We start from the raw sequence: 24494 nt of genomic DNA on the forward strand, positions 1-24494 counted from the left end.
AGATCTCAATTTTCTGCCGCAATAAACTAAAAAGCCCGGTCAAATGACCGGGCGCGAAGATTAATTCATAAACGCCGGCAGCTTGTGCTCATAGTCGGAAATAGCCGCTTCATGTTGCAGCGTCAGGCCGATGCTATCCAGGCCATTGAGCATGCAGTGGCGACGGAAATCGTCGATCTTAAAGCTGTAGGTTTTATCCCCCGCTTTAACCACCTGCGCTTCCAGGTCCACTTCAAACGTAATGCCCGGTTTGGCCTGCACCAGTTTGAACAGCTCGTCGACCTGCTCATCGCTCAACGTCACCGGCAGCAGCTGGTTGTTGAAGCTGTTGCCATAGAAAATATCGGCAAAGCTTGGGGCGATAACGACTTTAAAACCGTAATCGGTCAGCGCCCACGGCGCATGCTCGCGCGAGGAGCCACAGCCGAAGTTTTCCCGCGCCAGCAGGATAGATGCGCCTTTGTACTCAGGAAAGTTCAGCACGAACTCCGGGTTCGGCTGTTGACCTTTATCGTCGAGGAAGCGCCAGTCGTTGAACAGGTGCGCGCCAAAGCCGGTGCGGGTCACTTTCTGCAGAAACTGCTTGGGAATGATCGCGTCGGTATCGACGTTTGCAGCATCCAGCGGAACCACCAGGCCGGTATGTTGGGTAAATTTCTCTGCCATGATGGTCTCCTTACTTCAGATTACGGATATCGGCGAAATGGCCGGTCACAGCTGCCGCCGCGGCCATTGCCGGGCTCACCAGGTGCGTGCGTCCGCCGCGGCCCTGGCGGCCTTCAAAATTACGGTTGCTGGTGGAGGCGCAGCGCTCGCCCGGGTTCAGGCGGTCGTTGTTCATCGCCAGACACATAGAGCAGCCCGGTAAGCGCCACTCAAAGCCGGCTTCGATAAAGATCTTATCCAGGCCTTCCGCTTCCGCTTGCGCTTTCACCGGACCGGAACCCGGCACCACCAGCGCCTGGACGCCCGGCGCCACTTTACGCCCTTTGGCGATTTCCGCCGCCGCGCGCAAATCTTCGATACGCGAGTTGGTACAGGAGCCGATGAATACTTTATCGATAGCCACTTCCGTCAGCGGAATGCCGGATTTCAGCCCCATATAGGCCAGCGCTTTCTCGGCGCTGGCGCGTTCCACCGGGTCGCTGAACGACGCAGGATCGGGGATATTATCGCTGACCGAAATCACCTGGCCCGGGTTGGTGCCCCAGGTCACCTGCGGGGCAATCTCAGCCGCCTGCAGCGTCACTACGGTGTCAAATGTGGCGCCGTCGTCGGTTTTCAGGGTTTTCCAGTACGCCACCGCATCGTCAAAATCTTTGCCTTTCGGCGCGTGCAGACGGCCGCGTACGTAATTGAAGGTGGTTTCATCCGGCGCGACCAGGCCCGCTTTCGCGCCCATCTCGATCGCCATGTTGCACAGGGTCATGCGGCCTTCCATGCTCAGATCGCGGATCGCTTCGCCGCAGAACTCCACCACGTGGCCGGTGCCGCCGGCGCTGCCGGTTTTACCAATGATCGCCAACACGATATCTTTGGCGGTGATGCCCGGCGCCGCTTTGCCTTGCACTTCGATTTTCATGGTTTTCGCACGACCCTGTTTCAGGGTCTGGGTCGCCAGCACATGCTCTACTTCGGAGGTGCCGATGCCGAAGGCCAGCGCGCCGAAGGCGCCGTGGGTGGCGGTATGGGAGTCGCCGCACACAATGGTCATCCCCGGCAGGGTAACCCCTTGTTCCGGGCCCATCACGTGAACGATGCCCTGGTACGGGTGGTTCAGATCGTACAGCTCAACGCCGAACTCTTTACAGTTCTTAATCAGCTCCTGCATCTGAATGCGGGCCATCTCGCCGGACGCGTTAATATCTTTGGTCTGCGTCGAGACGTTGTGATCCATGGTGGCGAAGGTTTTACCCGGCTGGCGCACCTGGCGGCCGTGGGCGCGCAGGCCGTCAAAGGCCTGCGGGGAGGTGACTTCATGCACCAGATGGCGGTCGATATACAACAGCGGAGTTTCGTTTTGCGCCTCATACACCACGTGCGCATCAAACAATTTTTCGTATAACGTCTTCGCCATGATTACACCCCTTCTGCGACATAGCGGGCAATGATATCGCCCATTTCATCAGTGCTGACCGCCGCCGTGCCGCGCGCTAAATCGCCGGTACGAACGCCTTCCTCCAGAGCGCGGTTAATCGCGCTTTCAATCGCGCTCGCCGCCTCGTCAGCGTCGAGGCTATAGCGCAGCAGCAGCGCCAGGGAGAGGATCTGCGCGATCGGGTTAGCGATATTTTTGCCGGCGATATCCGGCGCCGAGCCGCCCGCTGGCTCGTACAGGCCGAAACCTTGTTCGTTGAGGCTGGCGGAGGGCAGCATACCCATCGAGCCGGTGATCATTGCGCACTCGTCGGAGAGGATGTCGCCGAACAGGTTGGAGCACAGCAGCACGTCGAACTGGGACGGATCTTTAATCAGCTGCATGGTGGCGTTATCGATATACATATGCGCCAGCTCAACGTCCGGATACTCCTTGCCGATCTCGGTGACGATTTCGCGCCACAGAATGGACGACTGCAGGACGTTGGCTTTATCGATGGAGGTCACTTTGTGACGACGTTTACGGGCGGATTCAAACGCGATGCGCGCGATACGTTCGATTTCAAAGCGGTGATACACCTCGGTATCAAAAGCTTTCTCATGCTGACCGCTGCCTTCGCGACCTTTCGGCTGACCGAAGTAGATGCCGCCGGTCAGTTCGCGAACGCAGAGAATGTCGAAGCCGTTGGCGGCGATGTCGGCGCGCAGCGGGCAGAACTCTTCCAGCCCCTGATACAGTTTGGCCGGGCGCAGGTTGCTGAACAGTTTAAAGTGTTTACGCAGCGGCAGCAGGGCGCCGCGCTCTGGCTGTTCTGCGGGCGGCAGGTGTTCCCACTTCGGGCCGCCGACAGAGCCGAACAGGATCGCGTCCGCCTGCTCGCATCCGGCGACGGTCGCCTGCGGCAGGGGCGTTCCCTGACGGTCGATGGCCGCGCCGCCGACGTCGTACTGGCTGGTGGTAATGTGCATGGCAAAACGTTGGCGCACGGCTTCCAGTACTTTCATCGCCTGGTTCATCACTTCCGGGCCAATGCCATCACCCGGCAAAACGGCAATATGGTAATTCTTCGACATTACACGGTTTCCTTATTGTTCTCTTTATTCTGAGCTTTGCGTTGCAATTCTTTTTCGACTTCGGCGGCGCGCCAGATGTTGTTCAGCACGTGAACCATCGCTTTGGCTGACGACTCTACGATATCCGTTGCCAGACCAACCCCGTGGAAACGGCGACCGTTGTAGTCAACGACGATATCCACCTGGCCCAGGGCGTCTTTGCCGTGGCCTTTCGCGCTTAAGCCATATTTCACTAATTCAATGTTGTAATCGGTGACGCGGTTAATCGCCTGGTAGATAGCATCAACCGGACCGTTGCCGTTGGCGGCTTCGGTTTTGATCTCATCCCCGCAGACCAGCTTGATCGAGGCGGTGGCGATATCGCTGGAGCCGGACTGAACGTTGAAGTAATCCAGGCGGAAATGCTCTGGCTCTTCCTGCTGCTTGTTGATAAACGCCAGCGCTTCCAGATCGTAATCGAAGACCTGGCCTTTTTTGTCCGCCAGCTTCAGGAACGCGTCGTACAGGTGATCCAGGTTGTAATCGCTCTCCTGGTAACCCATCTCTTCCATCCGGTGTTTCACCGCCGCGCGGCCGGAGCGGGAAGTCAGATTCAGCTGCACCTGGTTCAGGCCGATGGATTCCGGGGTCATGATTTCGTAGTTTTCGCGGTTCTTCAGCACGCCGTCCTGGTGGATACCGGAGGAGTGGGCGAAGGCGCCGGTGCCGACGATGGCTTTGTTCGCCGGGATCGGCATGTTGCAGATCTGGCTGACGGTCTGGCTGGTGCGCCAGATTTCATGGTGGTTGATATTGGTGTGCACGTTCATGATGTCTTTGCGCACTTTAATCGCCATGATGACCTCTTCCAGCGCGCAGTTGCCGGCGCGCTCGCCGATACCGTTCATCGCGCCTTCTACCTGGCGGGCTCCGGCGTGGACCGCGGCGAGGGCGTTGCCGACGGCAATACCCAGGTCATCATGGGTATGGACGGAGATAATGGCTTTGTCGATATTCGGTACGCGCTCATACAGGCCGCTGATAATGTTGGCGTACTCGAACGGCATGGTGTAGCCGACGGTATCCGGAATATTAATGGTGGTGGCGCCAGCGTTAATCGCGGCTTCCACGACGCGAGCCAGGTCAGCAATCGGCGTACGGCCGGCGTCTTCACAGGAGAACTCGACATCGTTAGTGTAGTTGCGCGCCCGCTTCACCATATAAACCGCGCGTTCAATGACCTCATCCAGGGTGCTGCGCAGTTTGGTGGCGATATGCATCGGCGAGGTGGCGATGAAGGTGTGGATACGGAACGCTTCTGCCACTTTTAAGGATTCCGCCGCCACGTCGATGTCTTTCTCGACGCAGCGCGCCAGGGCGCACACGCGGCTGTTTTTGATGGTGCGCGCGATGGTCTGCACGGATTCAAAATCGCCCGGAGAAGAAACCGGGAAACCGACTTCCATCACGTCAACACCCATGCGCTCGAGGGCCAGAGCAATCTGCAGCTTCTCTTTGACACTCAGGCTTGCCTGTAACGCTTGTTCGCCATCACGTAAGGTCGTATCGAAAATAATGACTTGCTGGCTCATGGTTTGGATCCTTAGTCTGTGTCCTGGCGCCTTGTTGACGAGCATAAAAAAACCCGCGCCAAGGCGCGGGTTTTATAGTCTTGCTGGAAGATGACTTAACGCTGAACGTCGCCCAACAGCCTACCGCGCAAATGGCATGCGTTTAGTAGTAGTAGGCTGGTGATGCGAGTGGTGCGAATCATTGCGTCAAACTCCAGATGAAATCGTTATGCTTTTAGAGTTACTGGATAGCCGTTTCAAAGTCAACCCCTGGCATGGAAAAAGCGTTTTTGGTCCGCGGCGTGAATTAGCTAATTGTGCTGATGTTAGCCCTTTTTTGCCGAAGATCCTATTTTGGACCTGCGGGGGCACACAGGGATATGTTTCATTTGAAAATGCACTTTGCATTAAAGGCCTCGCTCACGATGCGCCGCGAGCGAAGCGGTCAAAAATCGCTATCTGAATGAAATAATTATATTTATTTTTCGTGTGAATATGTCTACCCCTTAGCGGATCTTTTTTCAATGATAAATAGTTGTTAATTTTATGGGGTGGAAAATAAAATACTTTATTATTGCTTAAGTTACAGTTAACCATTGGTGTTGTTTTTATTTTCCTGGATTATGGTTAGACTCATCTTCATTAAGTAACTCATATTGTTTGAGCAGTTTATTTATTCCGGTGGTACCGGTTTGACACTGCCACTCATAGCCTTGATATATTCCTAAAATACACCTTTGCTATTTTGCAAATGTCATTGGCATGATAAATGATATTTTCGGCGCTAATTATAGCGGTTTAGTAAAGGGAATTCATCGTGACGGCGGAACTAGATATGTTAATTGAAAGTCCAGAATATAAATCAGCCCCCGGACAGGAAGTCGTAAAACCTCAACTACGGATGGTTGATCTCAATCTGCTTACCGTTTTTGATGCGGTTATGCAGGAACAGAATATTACCCGTGCCGCCCATACGCTCGGCATGTCTCAACCGGCGGTGAGCAACGCGGTTTCACGTCTGAAAGTGATGTTTAATGATGAGCTGTTTGTGCGCTATGGCCGCGGTATTCAGCCGACGGCGCGGGCCTATCAGCTGTTTGGCTCAGTGCGTCAGGCGCTGCAGCTGGTACAAAACGAATTGCCAGGCTCCGGTTTTGAACCCTTGAGCAGTGAGCGTGTTTTCAATCTGTGCGTCTGTAGCCCGCTGGATAACATCCTGACGTCGGTGATTTTTAATAAAGTCGCCGAAATCGCGCCCAATATTCATTTAGTCTTTAAATCAGCGCTTAATCAAAATACGGAACATCAGTTACGTTATCAGGAAACGGAATTTGTGATCGGTTATGAAGAATTTCGTCGTCCTGAGTTTGCCTGTGTACCGCTATTCAAAGATGAAATGGTTCTGGTGGCTAGCCGCAACCATCCGCGTATCTCCGGACCGGTGATGGAGGCTGATATTTATCGCGAGGAGCATGCCGCGGTGGCTCTCGATCGGTATGCCTCATTCAGTCTGCCGTGGTATGACACCGCCGATAAACAAGCGCGCATCGCGTATCAAGGTAATGCGATGGTCAGCGTATTAAACGTGGTGTCGCAAACGCAGATGGTGGCCATTGCGCCGCGCTGGCTGGCAAATGAGTTTGCCGATAAGTTAGCGCTGCAAATATTACCTCTGCCGCTGAAGGTGAATAGCCGGACCTGCTATCTCTCCTGGCACGAAGCGGCGGGTCGCGATAAAGGTCATCAGTGGATGGAAGAGCTGCTGGTGGATATTTGTCAGCGCTGAGCCGATGGCAATAAGCATGAAAGGGGCTTCGGCTCCTTTTTTTATATGATTTAATTACAATAATGCAGAATTTTATGCTGTTTACCCTTTCGGTTGCTCTCCGCCCGTTAACAAAAAATGGATCAATTCCTGCTATCGCGCCTTTTCTCCGAGTATTTACTATTCTCTTTTCTTATATCTGAAGCATTCCACCATATTTTCCTCTCTCCGCTTGTTTTTCTTCTTATTCTACTTAGAAAGCATCTCCGGTGGCGAATTGCCTGCCTGCTGGCGAGCAGTTATGGTAGTGGCATGCAGTCCATTCACCTCAGTGCGGAGGGGTACTCCTTCGCATCGTGCGAGCGCGCGGAAATTGAGTTCCGCTGTCGTAAAACAATAAGCCTGGAGGCAAACCATGGAGATGTTGTCAGGAGCCGAGATGGTCGTCCAATCGCTTGTCGATCAGGGCGTCAAGCAAGTATTCGGCTATCCCGGAGGCGCAGTCCTCGATATCTATGATGCGTTACATACCCTTGGCGGTATCGATCATGTGCTGGTTCGCCACGAGCAGGCGGCGGTGCATATGGCGGATGGCCTGGCGCGAGCGACCGGGGAGGTCGGTGTGGTGCTGGTGACCTCAGGGCCTGGGGCGACGAACGCCATCACCGGTATCGCGACGGCCTATATGGACTCTATCCCGCTGGTGATCCTCTCCGGGCAAGTGGCGACATCGCTTATCGGCTACGATGCCTTCCAGGAGTGCGACATGGTGGGGATTTCCCGCCCGGTGGTGAAGCACAGTTTCCTGGTGAAGCAGACCGAAGATATTCCCGGCGTGCTGAAGAAAGCCTTCTGGCTGGCGGCCAGCGGTCGCCCCGGGCCGGTGGTGGTCGATCTGCCGAAGGATATACTCAATCCGGCGAAGAAACTGCCGTACGTCTGGCCAGACGCGGTCAGCATGCGCTCGTATAACCCGACGACCAGCGGTCATAAAGGCCAGATCAAACGCGCCCTGCAGACCCTGGTGGCGGCGAGCAAGCCGGTCGTCTACGTCGGCGGCGGGGCGATCAATGCGCATTGCGAACCTCAGCTGCGCGAGCTGGTGGAAAAGCTGAAGCTGCCGGTGGCCTCCTCCCTGATGGGGCTGGGCGCTTTCCCGGCGACGCACTCGCAGGCGCTGGGGATGCTGGGCATGCACGGCACTTATGAAGCCAACATGACCATGCACCATTCAGACGTGATTTTTGCCGTCGGCGTTCGCTTTGACGATCGGACCACCAATAACCTGGCCAAATACTGTCCGAACGCGACTGTGCTGCATATCGATATCGATCCGACCTCAATCTCGAAAACCGTGCCAGCAGATGTGCCGATCGTCGGCGATGCCCGGCTGGTGCTGGAGCAGATGCTGGAGCTGCTGGAGCAGGAAGAGGCGCAGCAGCCGCTGGACGACATTCGCGACTGGTGGCAGCAGATTGAGCAGTGGCGCGCCCGCCATTGCCTGCGCTACGACGACCAGAGCGACAAGATCAAACCGCAGGCGGTGATAGAAACGATCTGGCGCCTGACTCAGGGCGATGCCTATGTCACTTCCGATGTGGGTCAGCACCAGATGTTCGCCGCCCTCTATTACCCCTTCGACAAGCCGCGGCGCTGGATTAACTCCGGTGGCCTCGGCACCATGGGCTTTGGCCTACCGGCTGCGCTGGGGGTCAAAATGGCTCTGCCGGACGAAATGGTCGTCTGCGTGACCGGTGACGGCAGTATTCAGATGAACATTCAGGAACTCTCTACTGCGCTGCAGTATGAGCTGCCGGTCCTGGTGCTTAACCTCAACAACCGCTATCTGGGGATGGTGAAGCAGTGGCAGGATATGCTCTATTCCGGGCGCCACTCGCAGTCCTATATGGAGTCGCTGCCGGACTTCGTTCGTCTGGCGGAAGCCTATGGCCACGTTGGGATCCGCATCAGCGAGCCGCAGGAGCTGGAGACGAAGCTTGCAGAAGCCCTGGAGCAGGTGCGACAGCGCCGGCTGGTGTTTGTCGATGTCACCGTCGACGGCAGTGAGCATGTGTACCCCATGCAGATCCGCGGCGGCGGCATGGATGAAATGTGGTTGAGCAAAACGGAGAGGACCTGATTATGCGCCGGATATTATCGGTATTACTGGAAAACGAATCGGGCGCATTGTCCCGCGTTATCGGCCTCTTTTCCCAGCGCGGCTATAATATAGAAAGCCTGACTGTCGCCCCGACGGACGATCCGACCCTCTCCAGGATGACCATCCAGACCGTGGGCGATGAAAAAGCGATCGAGCAGATTGAAAAGCAGCTGCACAAGCTGGTGGATGTCCTGCGGGTCAGCGAGCTGGGGCAGGGGGCTCATGTCGAACGCGAAATCATGCTGGTGAAGGTCCAGGCCAGCGGTTACGGCCGTGAAGAAGTGAAGCGCAACACCGAAATCTTTCGTGGACAGATTATCGACGTGACGCCTTCTATCTATACCGTTCAACTCGCCGGCACCAGCGATAAGCTCGACGCTTTCCTGGCCTCTCTGCGCGATGTCGCTCGGATCGTGGAAGTGGCTCGCTCCGGCGTGGTCGGCCTGTCTCGCGGTGATAAAATCATGCGCTGAGGATCGGGAACTGATGCAAAAATAGCCCGGCAGCGACTGTCGGGCTTTTTTTTTGCGAAATCAGTAGGAACTGTAAGCGAAAGCGGTTGCTGCGCTAACTATTCTGCGCTTAGATGTTATAAAAAGGGTTCCATACCTGAATAATGGTTATGTTTGGCACTTCTTACCCAAGGGGCAATTGTGAAACTGGATGAAATCGCCCGGCTGGCCGGTGTTTCAAGAACCACCGCGAGCTATGTGATTAATGGCAAAGCGAAGCAGTACCGCGTAAGCGACAAAACGGTCGAAAAAGTGATGGCTGTCGTGCGAGAGCACAACTATCACCCGAATGCGGTCGCTGCTGGCCTGCGTGCAGGACGCACACGCTCTATCGGTCTGGTGATCCCGGATCTGGAGAACACCAGCTATACCCGCATTGCAAATTATCTGGAGCGGCAGGCGCGCCAGCGCGGCTATCAGTTGCTGATTGCCTGCTCGGAGGATCAGCCCGATAACGAAATGCGCTGTATCGAGCATCTGCTACAGCGCCAGGTGGACGCCATCATTGTTTCCACCTCGCTGCCGCCGGAGCACCCTTTTTATCAGCGCTGGGCTAACGATCCGTTTCCGATTGTCGCCCTCGACCGCGCCCTTGACCGCGAGCACTTCACCAGCGTCGTCGGCGCTGACCAGGACGATGCCGAGATGCTCGCCGCCGAGTTGCGGACCTTTCCCGGCGAAACGGTGCTTTATCTGGGCGCGCTGCCGGAACTGTCGGTGAGCTTCCTGCGCGAGCAAGGCTTCCGTAAAGCCTGGCAGGACGATCCGCGTGAGGTGCATTATCTCTATGCCAACAGCTACGAGCGAGAAGCGGCGGCCCAGCTGTTTGAGAAATGGCTTGAAACCCATCCGATGCCGCAGGCGCTGTTCACCACCTCTTTCCCGTTGCTGCAGGGCGTCATGGATGTGACGCTGCGCCGTGAGGGTAAACTGCCTTCCGAGCTGGCGATCGCCACCTTCGGCGATAATGAGCTGCTCGATTTCCTGCAGTGTCCGGTACTGGCCGTGGCCCAGCGCCATCGCGATGTCGCTGAGCGGGTGCTCGAGATCGTCCTCGCCAGCCTCGATGAACCGCGCAAGCCGAAGCCGGGCCTCAGCCGTATTCGTCGTAATCTTTATCGCCGCGGCAGCCTGAATCGCCGTTAAGGGCGCAATATCGTCAGCACCCAGGATTAATCCTGGCAGGCCTGCCAGAGAGCAGGCCGTTGGCGATAAATCAGGCAACTGACGTCCAGAATGCAAAACTGAATATATTTCAGACAAATCCCTAAACTTCTTTACGCGTTATTTTGTTTTATTCGCTGGCAATCGTTTTGTGACTCAAAACGGGACACAAAAAATGATTGTGCCGGCTTTAATTGTATTATTTTGTTACATTCACCAGGTTAATTGCTGAATTAACACCCATTTTGTTAGCCCCAACCTTTCTCTCCTGCCTTATCCCGCGCCTGGTCAGCCCTTCAGCCAGCAACAGGTACTGTTAACGGCCGGCATAATGGCCTAAAATGCCGCTCGCGTCGCAAACTGACACTTTATATTTTCCCGCCGAAGATATTTTGATGTTTATAACTGTTACGAGTTTGTTGGTTATTTTCTTACACGTATTCATAACGTTAATTTGCCTCGCCTGTTGATGATTTTTTCATCAGGGCTAATGTCGGCTGTAAATAATGGGTTTTTGAGCTCCGTTGGCATTCGTGCTGGCTTGACAAGCTTTTCCTCCGCTCCGTAAACTCCTTGTGGTGGGAATTTGTGGGATAAAGTGGCGAAAAGGGGTGAGGCTGGCATGTTCCGTGGAGCAACGTTAGTCAATCTCGACAGCAAAGGCCGCCTGGCCGTGCCAACGCGCTATCGCGATGGGCTGATCGAGGACGCTGCCGGTCAATTGGTATGCACCATTGACATTCATCACCCGTGCCTGCTGCTTTATCCATTGCCTGAATGGGAAGTCATCGAGCAGAAATTGTCGCGTTTATCGAGCATGAATCCCGTTGAGCGGCGCGTACAGCGTTTGCTTCTGGGTCATGCCAGCGAATGTCAGATGGATAATGCCGGTCGCTTGCTGATAGCGCCGGTGTTACGGCAGCATGCCGGGCTGACAAAAGAAGTGATGCTGGTCGGGCAGTTTAATAAATTTGAACTGTGGGACGAAACGACCTGGTATCAACGGGTCAAGGAAGATATCGACGCTGAGCAGTCCGCGACCGGTGAACTGTCGGAGCGCCTGCAGGATTTGTCTTTATAAAAATGATGGAAAATTTTAAACACACTACGGTACTTCTGGATGAAGCCGTCAACGGCCTCAATATTCGTCCAGACGGTATCTATATTGATGGTACCTTTGGTCGCGGCGGTCACTCGCGCCTGATCCTCTCCCAACTGGGAGCGGAAGGACGCTTGCTGGCAATCGATCGCGATCCTCAGGCGATTGCCGTCGCGCAAACCATCGATGATCCCCGCTTTTCCATCGTACATGGTCCATTTTCACAGCTTGCTGAGTACGTCGGCGAGCGCAATCTTACCGGTAAGATCGACGGCATTCTGCTCGATCTTGGCGTCTCTTCCCCGCAGCTTGACGATGCGGAACGCGGCTTTTCCTTTATGCGCGACGGGCCGCTGGATATGCGCATGGATCCGACGCGCGGTCAGTCCGCGGCCGAATGGCTGCAGACCGCTGAAGAAGCGGATATCGCCTGGGTGATTAAAACCTTCGGCGAAGAGCGTTTCGGTAAACGGATCGCCCGCGCGATCGTCGAACGTAATCGCATTGCACCGATGACCCGCACCAAAGAGCTGGCGGAGGTCATCGCCGCGGCGATGCCGGTAAAAGATAAGCACAAACATCCCGCGACCCGTACCTTCCAGGCGGTGCGCATTTGGGTAAACAGTGAACTGGAGGAGATAGAGCAGGCGCTAAAAAGCTCGCTCAGCGTGCTGGCCCCGGGCGGGCGGCTGTCGATCATTAGTTTTCATTCGCTGGAAGATCGCATTGTAAAGCGCTTTATGCGTGAGCAAAGCCGCGGTCCGCAGGTTCCGGCGGGAATACCGATGACCGAATCGCAGCTCAAAAAACTGGGCGGCCGTGAGTTACGAGCACTAGGCAAGTTGATGCCGGGCGAAGAAGAGGTGGCAGAGAATCCACGTGCCCGTAGTTCAGTGCTGCGTATCGCAGAGAGGACGAACGCATGATCGGCAGAGTGACAGAGGCCTTAAGCAAAGTTAAAGGGTCGATTGGAAGCAACGAGCGCCATGCTTTGCCTGGCGTGATCGGGGACGACCTTCTGCGGTTTGGGAAACTGCCACTCTGCCTGTTCATTTGCATCATTATTACGGCGATTACCGTGGTCACCACCGCGCACCACACGCGCCTGTTGACCGCGCAGCGTGAACAACTGGTTCTGGAACGCGACGCCCTGGACATTGAGTGGCGCAACCTGATCCTCGAAGAGAACGCGCTCGGCGATCACAGTCGGGTTGAACGGATCGCGACCGAGAAGTTGCAGATGCAACACGTCGATCCATCACAAGAAAATATCGTTGTACAGAAATAAGGATTATTGCGACGGATGAAAGCAGCGCCAAAAACGCCAAAAGCAAAACGTCAGGAAGAACAGGCCAACTTTATCAGTTGGCGTTTTGCGTTGCTGTGCGGCTGCATTCTGCTGGCGCTGACTTTCCTGCTGGGGCGCGTTGCCTGGCTACAGGTGGTCAGCCCGGATATGCTGGTGCGTCAGGGCGATATGCGTTCCCTGCGCGTACAGGAAGTGTCCACCGCGCGCGGGATGATTACCGACCGCTCCGGACGTCCACTGGCGGTCAGCGTGCCGGTGAAAGCTATCTGGGCCGATCCGAAAGAACTCCATGATGCCGGCGGGGTAACCCTGGATACGCGCTGGAAGGCGCTGGCGGATGCCCTCAATATGCCGCTGGATCAGCTGGCGACGCGCATCAATACCAATCCGCGGATGCGTTTCATCTATCTGGCGCGTCAGGTTAACCCTGACATGGCCGACTACATCAAAAAACTGAAGCTGCCGGGCATTCATCTGCGTGAAGAATCCCGTCGTTACTACCCTTCCGGGGAAGTGACCGCTCACCTCATCGGTTTTACCAACGTCGACAGCCAGGGGATTGAAGGGGTCGAAAAAAGCTTTGATAAATGGCTCACCGGCCAGCCGGGCGAGCGTATCGTGCGTAAAGACCGCTATGGCCGGGTAATTGAAGACATCTCTTCCACCGACAGCCAGGCGGCGCACAACCTGGCGCTGAGCATCGACGAGCGTCTGCAGGCGCTGGTCTATCGTGAGCTGAACAACGCCGTGGCCTTTAACAAAGCCGAGTCCGGTAGCGCGGTGTTAGTGGACGTGAACACCGGCGAAGTGCTGGCGATGGCCAACAGCCCGTCCTACAACCCAAATAATTTCGCCGGCACGGCGAAAGACACCATGCGTAACCGCGCCATCACCGATGTCTTCGAACCGGGTTCGACGGTGAAGCCGATGGTGGTGATGACGGCGCTGCAGCGCGGTATCGTCAACGAAAATACCGTACTCAATACCGTGCCTTATCGAATTAACGGCCACGAAATTAAAGACGTGGCGCGCTACAGCGAATTGACCCTGACCGGGGTGCTACAGAAGTCGAGTAACGTCGGTGTTTCTAAGCTGGCGTTAGCGATGCCGTCCTCAGCGTTAGTAGATACTTACTCACGTTTTGGGCTTGGAAAGGCGACCAATTTGGGGTTGGTCGGAGAACGCAGTGGCTTATATCCTCAAAAACAACGGTGGTCTGACATAGAGAGGGCCACCTTTTCTTTCGGCTACGGGCTAATGGTAACCCCGTTACAGTTAGCGCGAGTCTACGCAACGATTGGCAGCTACGGCATCTATCGCCCGCTGTCGATTACCAAAGTTGATCCACCGGTTCCGGGCGAGCGTGTCTTCCCGGAATCACTCGTTCGTACCGTCGTTCATATGATGGAAAGCGTGGCGCTGCCCGGCGGCGGCGGCGTGAAAGCGGCGATCAAAGGTTATCGCATCGCGATTAAAACCGGTACGGCGAAAAAAGTGGGGCCGGATGGCCGCTATATCAACAAATATATTGCTTACACCGCAGGCGTTGCGCCCGCCAGCCATCCGCGCTTTGCGCTGGTGGTGGTGATCAACGACCCGCAGGCAGGTAAATACTACGGTGGCGCCGTTTCCGCGCCGGTGTTCGGTGCCATCATGGGCGGCGTATTGCGCACCATGAACATCGAACCGGATGCGCTGGCAACGGGCGAAAAAAGTGAATTTGTAATTAATCAAGGCGAGGGAACAGGTGGCAGATCGTAATTTGCGCGACCTTCTCGCTCCATGGGTGCCAAACGCACCGGAGCGCATTCTGCGAGAGATGACGCTGGACAGCCGGGTGGCGGCTTCCGGCGATCTCTTTATCGCGGTACAGGGTCATCAGGCGGACGGGCGTCGTTATATCCCGCAGGCGATAGCGCAAGGTGTGGCTGCCATTATTGCTGAAGCGCAGGGCGAAGCGAAAGACGGTGAGATCCGTGAAATGCACGGCGTGCCGGTTATCTACCTGAGCCAGCTTAACGAACGTTTATCGGCGCTGGCCGGGCGTTTTTATCATCAGCCGTCGCAGCAGCTGCGTCTGGTGGGCGTGACTGGTACCAACGGCAAAACCACCACCACCCAGCTTCTGGCGCAATGGGCGAAACTGCTCGGCGAAACCAGCGCGGTGATGGGGACCGTCGGCAACGGGCTGCTGGATAAAGTGGTGCCGAGCGAAAACACCACCGGCTCTGCGGTCGATGTTCAGCACGTGCTTTCCGGCCTGGTCGAGCAGGGGGCAACCTTCGGCGCGATGGAAGTCTCTTCCCACGGGCTGGTGCAGCACCGCGTGGCGGCCGTGCAGTTTGCCGCCTCGGTATTTACCAACCTGAGCCGCGACCACCTCGACTACCATGGCGATATGGCGCACTACGAAGCGGCGAAATGGCTGCTGTACTCCACCCACCATTGCGGCCAGGCCATCGTCAACGCTGACGATGAAGTCGGTCGTCGCTGGCTGGCGAAGCTACCGGACGCGGTGGCGGTGTCGATGGAAGATCATATCAATCCGAACTGCCACGGCCGCTGGCTGAAGGCCACCGCGGTCAACTATCACGACAGCGGCGCCACCATCCAGTTTGACTCCAGCTGGGGCAACGGTGAAATCGAAAGTCGCCTGATGGGCGCCTTTAACGTCAGCAACCTGCTGCTGGCGCTGGCCACGCTGCTGGCGCTGGGCTATCCGCTGGCCGATCTGCTGAAAACGGCGGCTCGTTTACAGCCGGTATGCGGCCGTATGGAAGTGTTCAGCGCGCCCGGTAAACCGGCCGTGGTGGTGGATTATGCCCATACGCCTGACGCGCTGGAAAAAGCGCTGCAGGCCGCGCGCCTGCACTGCAGCGGCAAGCTGTGGTGCGTCTTCGGTTGCGGCGGAGACCGCGACAAAGGCAAGCGTCCGCTGATGGGGGCGATTGCTGAAGAGTTCGCCGATATCGTGGTCGTCACTGACGACAACCCGCGTACCGAAGAGCCGCGGGCGATTATCAACGATATTCTGGCCGGCATGCTCGATGCAGGTCATGCAAAAGTGATGGAAGGCCGTGCGGAAGCGGTGACCAACGCCGTGATGCAGGCGCAGGAGAACGACGTGGTGCTGGTGGCGGGTAAAGGCCATGAAGATTACCAGATCGTCGGCAACCGTCGTCTGGATTATTCCGACCGCGTCACCGTCGCGCGTCTGCTGGGAGCGGTAGCATGATTCGCTTTACGTTAAGCCAGCTCGCCGCGATCGCTCATGGCGAACGGCAGGGTAGCGATATCGCTATCGACGAGGTGACCACCGACACCCGTAAAATCACGGCGGGCTGCCTGTTTGTGGCGCTGAAAGGCGAGCGTTTCGACGCCCATGATTTTGCCGAACAGGCGAAAGCGGCAGGCGCCGGCGCGCTGCTGGTGAGCCGTCCGCTGCCCTGCGATCTCCCGCAGGTGATTGTGAAAGATACCCGGCAGGCTTTCGGCGAGTTGGCCGCCTGGGTACGTCAGCAGGTGCCGACTCGCGTCGTCGCCCTGACCGGCTCGTCCGGTAAAACCTCGGTCAAAGAGATGACCGCGGCGATCCTCAGCCAGTGCGGCAACACGCTGTATACCGCCGGCAACCTGAACAACGATATCGGCGTACCGATGACCCTGCTGCGTCTGACCAAAGAACATCAGTACGCGGTGATTGAGCTTGGCGCCAACCACCAGGGCGAAATCGCCTGGACCGTCAGCCTGACGCGTCCGGAAGCGGCGCTGGTCAACAACCTTGCCGCCGCGCACCTTGAAGGTTTCGGCTCGTTGGCGGGCGTGGCGAAGGCGAAGGGCGAAATCTATACCGGTCTGCCGGAAAACGGCATCGCCATTCTCAATGCCGACAACAACGACTGGCTGAACTGGCAGGCGGTGATTGGCGATCGCAAAGTGTGGCGCTTCTCGCCGAACGCGGCCAACAGCGATTTCACCGCGACTAACGTGCAGATCACCAGCCACGGCACCGAATTTACGCTGCAGACCCCAACCGGCAACGTTGACGTACTGCTGCCGCTGCCTGGACGCCACAACATCGCTAACGCGCTGGCGGCAACCTCGCTGGCGATGGCGGTAGGCGCCGATCTGGCGGCGGTGAAAGCCGGTCTGGCGCAGCTGCAGGCCGTGCCGGGACGTCTGTTCCCGATTCGCCTGACCGAGAGCCAGCTGCTGCTGGATGACTCCTATAACGCTAACGTCGGTTCGATGACCGCGGCGGTGCAGGTGCTGTCAGAGATGCCCGGCTTCCGGACGATGGTGGTCGGCGATATGGCGGAGCTTGGCGCGGAAAGCGCGGCTTGCCATCGTGAAGTCGGCGAGGCGGCGAAAGCGGCAGGGCTGGATTGCGTTCTCAGCGTCGGCGCCTTGAGCGCGGATATCAGCCGCGCCAGCGGCGTGGGCGAACATTTTAACGATAAAGCCGCCGTGGTGGCTCGCCTGCGCGAGCTGCTGGCGGAGCATAAGATAATGACCATTTTAGTGAAGGGTTCACGTAGTGCCGCCATGGAAGAGGTAGTACGCGCATTACAGGAGACTGGGACATGTTAGTATGGCTGGCCGAACATTTGGTCAAATATTATTCCGGCTTTAACGTCTTTTCGTATTTGACGTTTCGCGCCATCGTCAGCCTGCTGACCGCGCTGTTCATCTCTCTGTGGATGGGCCCGCGCATGATCGCCCGTCTGCAAAAACTCTCCTTCGGCCAGGTGGTTCGTAACGACGGTCCGGAGTCCCACTTCAGCAAACGCGGCACGCCGACCATGGGGGGGATCATGATCCTCACCGCGATCACCGTGTCAGTGCTGCTGTGGGCTTACCCCTCCAACCCGTACGTCTGGTGCGTGCTGACGGTATTAATCGGCTACGGGATCATCGGCTTCGTTGATGACTACCGTAAAGTGGTGCGCAAAGACACCAAAGGCCTGATCGCCCGCTGGAAATATTTCTGGATGTCGGTGATCGCGCTGGGCGTGGCGTTCGCGCTCTATCTGGCCGGGAAAGACACCCCAGCGACCGAGCTGGTGGTACCGTTCTTTAAAGACGTTATGCCGCAGCTGGGGCTGTTCTATATCCTGCTGGCCTACTTCGTGATCGTCGGCACCGGCAATGCGGTTAACCTGACCGACGGTCTCGACGGCCTGGCGATCATGCCCACCGTCTTCGTCGCGGCGGGTTTTGCGCTGGTGGCGTGGGCGACCGGTAACATGAATTTCGCCAACTACCTGCACATCCCCTATCTGCGCCACGCCGGCGAACTGGTGATCGTCTGTACGGCGATCGTCGGCGCGGGGCTGGGCTTTCTGTGGTTTAACACCTATCCGGCGCAGGTCTTTATGGGCGACGTCGGTTCGCTGGCGCTCGGCGGCGCGCTGGGCATTATCGCCGTGCTGCTGCGTCAGGAATTCCTGCTGGTGATTATGGGCGGCGTTTTCGTGGTGGAGACCCTGTCGGTGATCCTGCAGGTCGGCTCCTTTAAGCTGCGCGGTCAGCGTATCTTCCGCATGGCGCCGATCCACCACCACTATGAACTGAAAGGCTGGCCGGAGCCGCGCGTTATCGTGCGCTTCTGGATTATTTCGCTGATGCTGGTGCTGATTGGCCTGGCGACGCTGAAGGTACGTTAATCATGGCAGATTATCAGGGTAAAAAAGTCGTCATTATTGGGCTGGGCATGACCGGCCTGTCATGCGTGGACTTTTTCATGGCGCGCGGCGTAACCCCGCGCGTGATGGACACCCGCGTCGCGCCTCCCGGGCTGGATAAATTGCCTGAATCGGTCGAATGCCATGTCGGCGGCCTCAATGATACCTGGCTGCTGGCGGCGGATCTGATTGTCGCCAGTCCCGGCATCGCGCTGGCTCATCCTTCGTTGAGCGCGGCGGCGGAAGCTGGCGTAGAGATCGTTGGCGATATCGAACTGTTCTGCCGCGAAGCGCAGGCGCCGATCATCGCCATTACCGGCTCGAATGGCAAAAGCACCGTCACCACCCTGGTGGGCGAGATGGCGAAAGCGGCCGGGGTTAACGTCGGCGTGGGCGGCAATATCGGCCTGCCGGCGCTGATGCTGCTGGATACCGATCGTGAGCTGTATGTCCTGGAGCTCTCCAGCTTCCAGCTGGAAACCACCTCCAGCCTGCAGGCGGTGGCGGCAACCATCCTCAACGTGACTGAGGACCATATGGACCGCTACCCGCTGGGGCTGCAGCAGTATCGCGCGGCGAAGCTGCGGATTTACGAGAATGCGAAGACCTGCGTGGTCAACGCGGACGATGCGCTCACCATGCCGGTACGCGGCGCGGACGATCGCTGCATCAGCTTTGGCGTCGATGTCGGTGACTACCACCTTAACCGTCAGCAGGGCGAGACCTGGCTGCGCGTTAAAGGTGAGAAAGTCCTCAATGTAAAAGAGATGTCTATCACGGGTCAGCATAACTACAGCAACGCCCTGGCGGCGCTGGCGCTGGCCGATGCCGCGGGCCTGCCGCGTGCCAGCAGCCTGAAGGCGCTGACCACCTTTACCGGCCTGGCGCATCGCTTCCAGCTGGTGCTGGATCACAACGGCGTGCGCTGGATTAACGACTCGAAGGCAACCAACGTCGGCAGTACCGAGGCGGCGCTGAACGGCCTGCAGCTTGATGGCACGCTGTATCTGCTGCTGGGCGGCGACGGCAAGTCCGCTGATTTCACCCCGCTGAAGCGCTACCTTGGCGGCGATCGTATCCGCCTGTACTGCTTTGGTCGCGACGGCGCCGAGCTCGCCGAGCTGCGTCCTGAGGTGGCGGTACAAACTGAAACCATGGAACAGGCGATGCGTCAGATTGCGCCCCTGGTGAAAGCGGGCGACATGGTTCTCCTGTCGCCGGCCTGCGCCAGCCTGGATCAGTTTAAGAACTTTGAACAACGGGGCGAGATGTTTGCCCGCCTGGCGAAGGAGTTAGGTTGATGCGTTTCTCTCTCCCACGCCTGAGAATGCCGCAACTGAGCTTGCCTCGGTTGAGACTGCCGCGACTGCCGGGGATGTTTATCTTCGCCTGGCTGTTCGCCGCGCTGAAAGGCTGGGTGATGGGCTCGCGCCCAAAAGATAACGACAGTCTGGTGATGTATGACCGGATGCTGCTGTGGCTGACCTTCGGCCTGGCGGCGATCGGCTTTATTATGGTGACCTCGGCGTCAATGCCGGTGGGGCAGCGTCTGGCGAACGATCCTTTCCTCTTCGCCAAGCGTGACGGCCTGTACATTGTGCTGGCCTTTGTCCTCGCGCTGGTGACGCTGCGACTGCCGATGGATTTCTGGCAGCGCCACAGTACCGCGATGCTGATCGCCTCGATCGTCATGCTGCTGATCGTGCTGGTGGTGGGTAGCTCGGTAAACGGTGCATCGCGCTGGATCGCCCTCGGTCCGCTGCGCATTCAGCCGGCGGAGTTCACCAAGCTGTCGCTGTTCTGCTACATCGCCAACTATCTGGTGCGTAAAGCTGATGAAGTGCGCAACAACCTGCGCGGCTTCTTAAAACCGATGGGCGTGATTTTCGTGCTGGCGATCCTGCTGCTGGCGCAGCCTGACCTCGGTACGGTGGTGGTGCTGTTCGTCACCACGCTGGCGATGCTGTTCCTCGCCGGCGCCAAGCTGTGGCAGTTCATCGCCATTATCGGCATGGGCATCTCGGCGGTGGTCCTGTTGATCCTCGCCGAACCGTACCGTATTCGCCGCGTGACCTCCTTCTGGAACCCGTGGGAAGACCCGTTCGGCAGCGGCTACCAGCTGACCCAGTCGCTGATGGCCTTTGGCCGCGGCGAGATGTGGGGGCAGGGACTCGGTAACTCGGTGCAAAAACTGGAGTATTTGCCGGAAGCGCACACTGACTTTATCTTCGCCATCATCGGCGAAGAACTCGGTTATATCGGTGTGGTACTGGCGCTTTTAATGGTATTCTTCGTCGCTTTCCGCGCCATGTCGATTGGCCGAAAAGCGCTGGAGATCGATCATCGCTTCTCCGGCTTCCTCGCCTGTGCGATTGGTATCTGGTTTAGCTTCCAGGCGTTAGTTAACGTCGGGGCGGCGGCGGGGATGCTGCCGACGAAAGGTCTGACGCTGCCGCTGATCAGTTATGGTGGTTCCAGTCTGCTGATTATGTCGACGGCCATCATGTTGTTGTTGCGAATTGATTATGAAACGCGTCTGGAAAAAGCCCAGGCGTTTACACGGGGTGTTCGATGAGCGGTCAGGAAAAGCGGTTGATGGTGATGGCGGGCGGTACCGGCGGGCATGTGTTCCCGGGACTGGCGGTCGCGCACCATCTAATGGACCAGGGCTGGCAGGTTCGCTGGCTGGGTACCGCCGATCGTATGGAAGCGGATTTAGTGCCGAAAAACGGCATCGAGATTGATTTTATCCGTATCTCCGGCCTGCGTGGCAAAGGGATTAAAGCACAGCTGCTGGCGCCGGTGCGGATCTTCAACGCCTGGCGTCAGGCGCGGGCGATCATGAAGCGTTTCCAGCCGGACGTGGTGCTGGGCATGGGCGGCTATGTGTCCGGGCCTGGCGGTCTGGCGGCGTGGTCGCTGGGGATCCCGGTGGTCCTCCACGAGCAAAATGGCATTGCCGGTCTGACCAACAAGTGGCTGGCGAAGATTGCGAAGAAAGTGATGCAGGCGTTTCCCGGCGCCTTTCCGCATGCGGACGTGGTCGGCAATCCGGTGCGCACCGATGTGCTGGCGCTGCCGCTGCCGGGGCAGCGTCTGGTGGGCCGTCAGGGGCCGATTCGCGTGCTGGTGGTCGGTGGCTCTCAGGGCGCGCGCGTCCTGAACCAGACCATGCCGCAGGTGGCGGCGAAGCTCGGCGATACGGTGACCATCTGGCATCAGAGCGGTAAAGGCGGCCAGCAAACCGTGCAGCAGGCCTATGCCGCCGCGGGGCAGCCGCAGCATAAAGTGACGGAATTTATTGATGATATGGCCGCGGCGTATGCCTGGGCAGATGTCGTGGTTTGCCGTTCCGGCGCGCTGACGGTTAGCGAAATCGCGGCCGCGGGCTTACCGGCGCTGTTTGTACCGTTCCAGCACAAAGATCGTCAGCAGTACTGGAATGCGCTGCCGCTGGAGAAAGCCGGCGCGGCGAAAATTCTCGAACAGCCGGCGTTCACGGTAGAGGCGGTAGCCTCTACTCTGGCGAGCTGGGATCGGGAAACCTTGCTGGACATGGCGGAACGAGCGCGTGGCGCTTCGATTCCGGACGCTACCGAGCGGGTAGCAGAAGAGGTCAGCGCCGTAGCTTTGGCGCGCTAATTGCGGTGATTTTCACCGCCCGAATACAGAAGTTGATGGCGTAAAGAATGAATACACAAGATTTGGCAAAACTGCGTTCCATAGTGCCCGAGATGCGTCGCGTCCGGCACATTCACTTTGTCGGCATCGGCGGTGCCGGTATGGGCGGTATTGCCGAAGTGTTGGCTAACGAAGGTTATCAGATCAGCGGCTCCGACCTGGCGCCGAATCCGGTAACCCAGCAGCTGTCGCAGCTTGGCGCCACCATTTATTTCAACCATCGCCCGGAAAACGTGCGCGATGCCAGCGTTGTGGTCGTTTCCAGCGCGATTTCTGCGGATAACCCGGAAATCGTCGCCGCGCACGAGGCGCGTATCCCGGTGATCCGTCGTGCGGAAATGCTGGCGGAGCTGATGCGCTTCCGTCACGGGATCGCGATTGCCGGAACTCACGGCAAAACCACTACCACCGCGATGGTGTCCAGTATTTACGCCGAAGCCGGGCTGGATCCGACCTTCGTCAACGGCGGGTTGGTGAAAGCGGCGGGCGTTCATGCGCGTCTCGGCCATAGCCGTTACCTGATTGCGGAAGCGGATGAGAGCGATGCGTCGTTCCTGCATCTGCAGCCGATGGTCGCGATTGTGACCAACATCGAAGCCGACCATATGGATACCTACCATGGCGACTTCGAAAATCTGAAGCAGACCTTTATTAATTTCCTGCACAACCTGCCGTTCTACGGACGCGCGGTAATGTGCGTGGACGATCCGGTTATTCGTGAACTGCTGCCGCGCGTTGGCCGGCAGATCACCACCTACGGTTTCAGCGACGACGCCGACGTTCGCGTAGAAGACTACCGTCAGGTTGGGGCGCAGGGGCATTTCCGCCTGGTGCGTCAGGATAAAGAACTGCTGCAGGTGACGCTCAATGCCCCGGGACGCCATAACGCGCTGAACGCGGCGGCGGCGGTCGCCGTGGCGACGGAAGAGGGGATTGACGATCAGGCGATCCTGCGCGCGCTGGAAAGCTTCCAGGGTACCGGTCGTCGCTTCGACTTTCTTGGCGAATATCCGCTGACGGAAGTCAACGGCAAAGCGGGCAGTGCGATGCTGATCGATGACTACGGTCACCACCCGACGGAAGTCGACGCCACTATCAAAGCGGCGCGTGCCGGCTGGCCGGATAAAAATCTGGTGATGGTATTCCAGCCGCACCGTTATACCCGTACTCGCGATCTGTACGATGATTTCGCCAACGTGCTGACCCAGGTCGATGCGCTGCTGATGCTCGATGTCTACCCGGCAGGCGAAGCGCCGATCCCGGGCGCCGACAGCCGCTCGCTGTGCCGTACGATCCGCGGTCGCGGTAAAGTCGACCCGATTCTGGTGTCCGACCCGGCGCAGGCCGCGGCGATGCTGGCGTCGGTGCTGACCGGCAACGATTTAGTGCTGGTGCAAGGTGCCGGAAACATTGGAAAAATCGCCCGTCACCTGGCTGAAATCAAACTGATCCCGCAAAAAACGGAGGAGGAGCGCCATGGCTGATAAAATCGCGGTGCTTTTCGGTGGAACCTCCGCTGAACGTGAAGTGTCGCTGAATTCAGGCGCCGCGGTGCTGGCCGGGCTGCGTGAAGCCGGGGTGGATGCCCATCCGGTTGACCCGCGCGATGTCGATATTACCCAGTTGAAAAAGCTGGGCTTTAAGAAAGCGTTTATTGCACTCCACGGCCGCGGCGGGGAAGATGGCACGCTGCAGGGGCTGTTGGATCTGATCCAGCTGCCTTATACCGGCAGCGGCGTGATGGCTTCGGCGATTTCAATGGATAAACTGCGCAGCAAATGGCTGTGGCAGGGGGCCGGATTACCGGTCGCGCCGTGGGTGGCGCTGACCCGCGCCCAGTTTAGCGCCGGATTATCTGCTGATGTCGAACAGCAGATTGCGGAGCTGGGTCTGCCGCTCATCATCAAGCCCAGCCGCGAAGGCTCCAGCGTTGGGATGTCGAAAGTCAGCGAAAGCTGTGATTTAGCGAGTGCACTCGCGCTGGCTTTTCAGCATGATGATGAAGTTTTGGTCGAAAAATGGCTCAGTGGGCCGGAATTTACCGTCGCCATCGTCGGTGAAGAAATTTTACCGTCAATACGTATCCAGGCGGCTGGAACCTTCTATGATTATGAGGCGAAGTATCTCTCTGATGAGACGCAATATTTCTGCCCAGGATTGGAAGATCCAGCGCGTGAGTCAGCCATTCAGAGCCTGGTGCTTAAAGCCTGGAATGTTCTGGGTTGCAAAGGCTGGGGCCGTATTGACGTCATGCTGGACAGCGATGGCCAGTTTTATCTGCTGGAAGCGAATACTTCCCCGGGCATGACCAGCCATAGCCTTGTACCGATGGCGGCGCGTCAGGCAGGAATGAGCTTCTCCCAGCTTGTTGTACGAATTCTGGACCTGGCGGGGTGAT

At 57.7% G+C, this 24494-nt stretch carries 21 protein-coding genes; 16 read left to right on the forward strand and 5 right to left on the reverse strand.

Annotated elements, in window-relative coordinates; translation table 11 throughout:
* Nucleotides 1–60 precede the first annotated feature (60 nt).
* From leuD to leuL, 5 genes are all read right to left on the reverse strand, one after another.
* Nucleotides 61–666 carry a 3-isopropylmalate dehydratase small subunit gene (leuD, locus tag ABLX76_RS15000; RefSeq protein ID WP_048336394.1) on the reverse strand — a complete coding sequence of 202 codons (606 nt, stop codon included), beginning with the start codon at nt 664–666 and terminating at the stop codon, nt 61–63.
* A gap of 10 nt (nt 667–676) precedes the next feature.
* The gene (gene leuC, locus ABLX76_RS15005; protein WP_023291973.1) at nt 677–2077 is read right to left on the reverse strand and encodes a 3-isopropylmalate dehydratase large subunit; all 1401 of its coding nucleotides are present in this window, start codon (nt 2075–2077) and stop codon (nt 677–679) included.
* 2 nt (nt 2078–2079) lie between these two features.
* Nucleotides 2080–3171, reverse strand: coding sequence for a 3-isopropylmalate dehydrogenase (leuB, locus tag ABLX76_RS15010; protein ID WP_023291974.1), 1092 nt, complete (start codon nt 3169–3171; stop codon nt 2080–2082).
* The gene (leuA, locus tag ABLX76_RS15015; protein WP_023291975.1) at nt 3171–4742 is read right to left on the reverse strand and encodes a 2-isopropylmalate synthase; all 1572 of its coding nucleotides are present in this window, start codon (nt 4740–4742) and stop codon (nt 3171–3173) included. Before leuA ends, leuB begins: the two co-directional genes overlap by 1 nt.
* A 95-nt stretch (nt 4743–4837) precedes the next feature.
* Complete coding sequence (gene leuL, locus ABLX76_RS15020; RefSeq protein WP_017901192.1) at nt 4838–4924, reverse strand: leu operon leader peptide; 87 nt, start codon at nt 4922–4924, stop codon at nt 4838–4840.
* A gap of 614 nt (nt 4925–5538) precedes the next feature.
* On the opposite strand from leuL, the gene leuO reads away from it, so the two are divergent.
* From leuO to ABLX76_RS15100, 16 genes are all read left to right on the forward strand, one after another.
* Entirely contained in the window at nt 5539–6507 is a 969-nt protein-coding gene (gene leuO / locus ABLX76_RS15025; protein ID WP_072140386.1) for a transcriptional regulator LeuO, read from the forward strand.
* A gap of 394 nt (nt 6508–6901) precedes the next feature.
* Nucleotides 6902–8626: an acetolactate synthase 3 large subunit gene (gene ilvI, locus ABLX76_RS15030; protein ID WP_002888534.1), complete on the forward strand. Its 1725-nt coding sequence runs from the start codon at nt 6902–6904 to the stop codon at nt 8624–8626.
* A 2-nt stretch (nt 8627–8628) separates the two neighbouring features.
* Entirely contained in the window at nt 8629–9120 is a 492-nt protein-coding gene (gene ilvN / locus ABLX76_RS15035; protein ID WP_002888536.1) for an acetolactate synthase small subunit, read from the forward strand.
* A gap of 180 nt (nt 9121–9300) precedes the next feature.
* Nucleotides 9301–10305 carry a catabolite repressor/activator gene (gene cra / locus ABLX76_RS15040; RefSeq protein ID WP_004145952.1) on the forward strand — a complete coding sequence of 335 codons (1005 nt, stop codon included), beginning with the start codon at nt 9301–9303 and terminating at the stop codon, nt 10303–10305.
* Between the two features lie 640 nt (nt 10306–10945).
* On the forward strand, nt 10946–11404 hold the full coding sequence (gene mraZ, locus ABLX76_RS15045; RefSeq protein WP_004204327.1) for a division/cell wall cluster transcriptional repressor MraZ: 459 nt from the start codon (nt 10946–10948) through the stop codon (nt 11402–11404).
* A gap of 2 nt (nt 11405–11406) precedes the next feature.
* Nucleotides 11407–12348 carry a 16S rRNA (cytosine(1402)-N(4))-methyltransferase RsmH gene (gene rsmH, locus ABLX76_RS15050; protein WP_004204328.1) on the forward strand — a complete coding sequence of 314 codons (942 nt, stop codon included), beginning with the start codon at nt 11407–11409 and terminating at the stop codon, nt 12346–12348.
* Entirely contained in the window at nt 12345–12710 is a 366-nt protein-coding gene (gene ftsL, locus ABLX76_RS15055) for a cell division protein FtsL (protein ID WP_002888550.1), read from the forward strand. Before rsmH ends, ftsL begins: the two co-directional genes overlap by 4 nt.
* Before the next feature lie 15 nt (nt 12711–12725).
* Complete coding sequence (locus tag ABLX76_RS15060) at nt 12726–14492, forward strand: peptidoglycan glycosyltransferase FtsI (RefSeq protein WP_023291977.1); 1767 nt, start codon at nt 12726–12728, stop codon at nt 14490–14492.
* Nucleotides 14479–15966, forward strand: a complete 1488-nt coding sequence (gene murE / locus ABLX76_RS15065; RefSeq protein ID WP_023291978.1) for a UDP-N-acetylmuramoyl-L-alanyl-D-glutamate--2,6-diaminopimelate ligase — start codon at nt 14479–14481, stop codon at nt 15964–15966. The genes ABLX76_RS15060 and murE overlap by 14 nt, the downstream gene beginning before the upstream one ends.
* Complete coding sequence (gene murF, locus ABLX76_RS15070) at nt 15963–17321, forward strand: UDP-N-acetylmuramoyl-tripeptide--D-alanyl-D-alanine ligase (RefSeq protein WP_044521021.1); 1359 nt, start codon at nt 15963–15965, stop codon at nt 17319–17321. The genes murE and murF overlap by 4 nt, the downstream gene beginning before the upstream one ends.
* The gene (gene mraY / locus ABLX76_RS15075) at nt 17315–18397 is read left to right on the forward strand and encodes a phospho-N-acetylmuramoyl-pentapeptide-transferase (RefSeq protein WP_004204335.1); all 1083 of its coding nucleotides are present in this window, start codon (nt 17315–17317) and stop codon (nt 18395–18397) included. The genes murF and mraY overlap by 7 nt, the downstream gene beginning before the upstream one ends.
* 2 nt (nt 18398–18399) lie before the next feature.
* The gene (gene murD / locus ABLX76_RS15080) at nt 18400–19716 is read left to right on the forward strand and encodes a UDP-N-acetylmuramoyl-L-alanine--D-glutamate ligase (protein ID WP_348874767.1); all 1317 of its coding nucleotides are present in this window, start codon (nt 18400–18402) and stop codon (nt 19714–19716) included.
* Nucleotides 19716–20990 (forward strand): cell division protein FtsW, encoded by a 1275-nt coding sequence (gene ftsW / locus ABLX76_RS15085; protein WP_004204337.1) that lies wholly within the window; start codon nt 19716–19718, stop codon nt 20988–20990. Before murD ends, ftsW begins: the two co-directional genes overlap by 1 nt.
* Nucleotides 20987–22057: an undecaprenyldiphospho-muramoylpentapeptide beta-N-acetylglucosaminyltransferase gene (gene murG / locus ABLX76_RS15090; RefSeq protein ID WP_032429099.1), complete on the forward strand. Its 1071-nt coding sequence runs from the start codon at nt 20987–20989 to the stop codon at nt 22055–22057. The genes ftsW and murG overlap by 4 nt, the downstream gene beginning before the upstream one ends.
* A gap of 47 nt (nt 22058–22104) precedes the next feature.
* Entirely contained in the window at nt 22105–23580 is a 1476-nt protein-coding gene (murC, locus tag ABLX76_RS15095; protein WP_023291982.1) for a UDP-N-acetylmuramate--L-alanine ligase, read from the forward strand.
* Nucleotides 23573–24493, forward strand: a complete 921-nt coding sequence (locus tag ABLX76_RS15100) for a D-alanine--D-alanine ligase (RefSeq protein ID WP_065882757.1) — start codon at nt 23573–23575, stop codon at nt 24491–24493. Before murC ends, ABLX76_RS15100 begins: the two co-directional genes overlap by 8 nt.
* Nucleotide 24494 lies beyond the last annotated feature (1 nt).

The organism is Klebsiella sp. JB_Kp004 (genome assembly GCF_040065795.1).
Taxonomy (GTDB): domain Bacteria; phylum Pseudomonadota; class Gammaproteobacteria; order Enterobacterales; family Enterobacteriaceae; genus Klebsiella; species Klebsiella quasipneumoniae.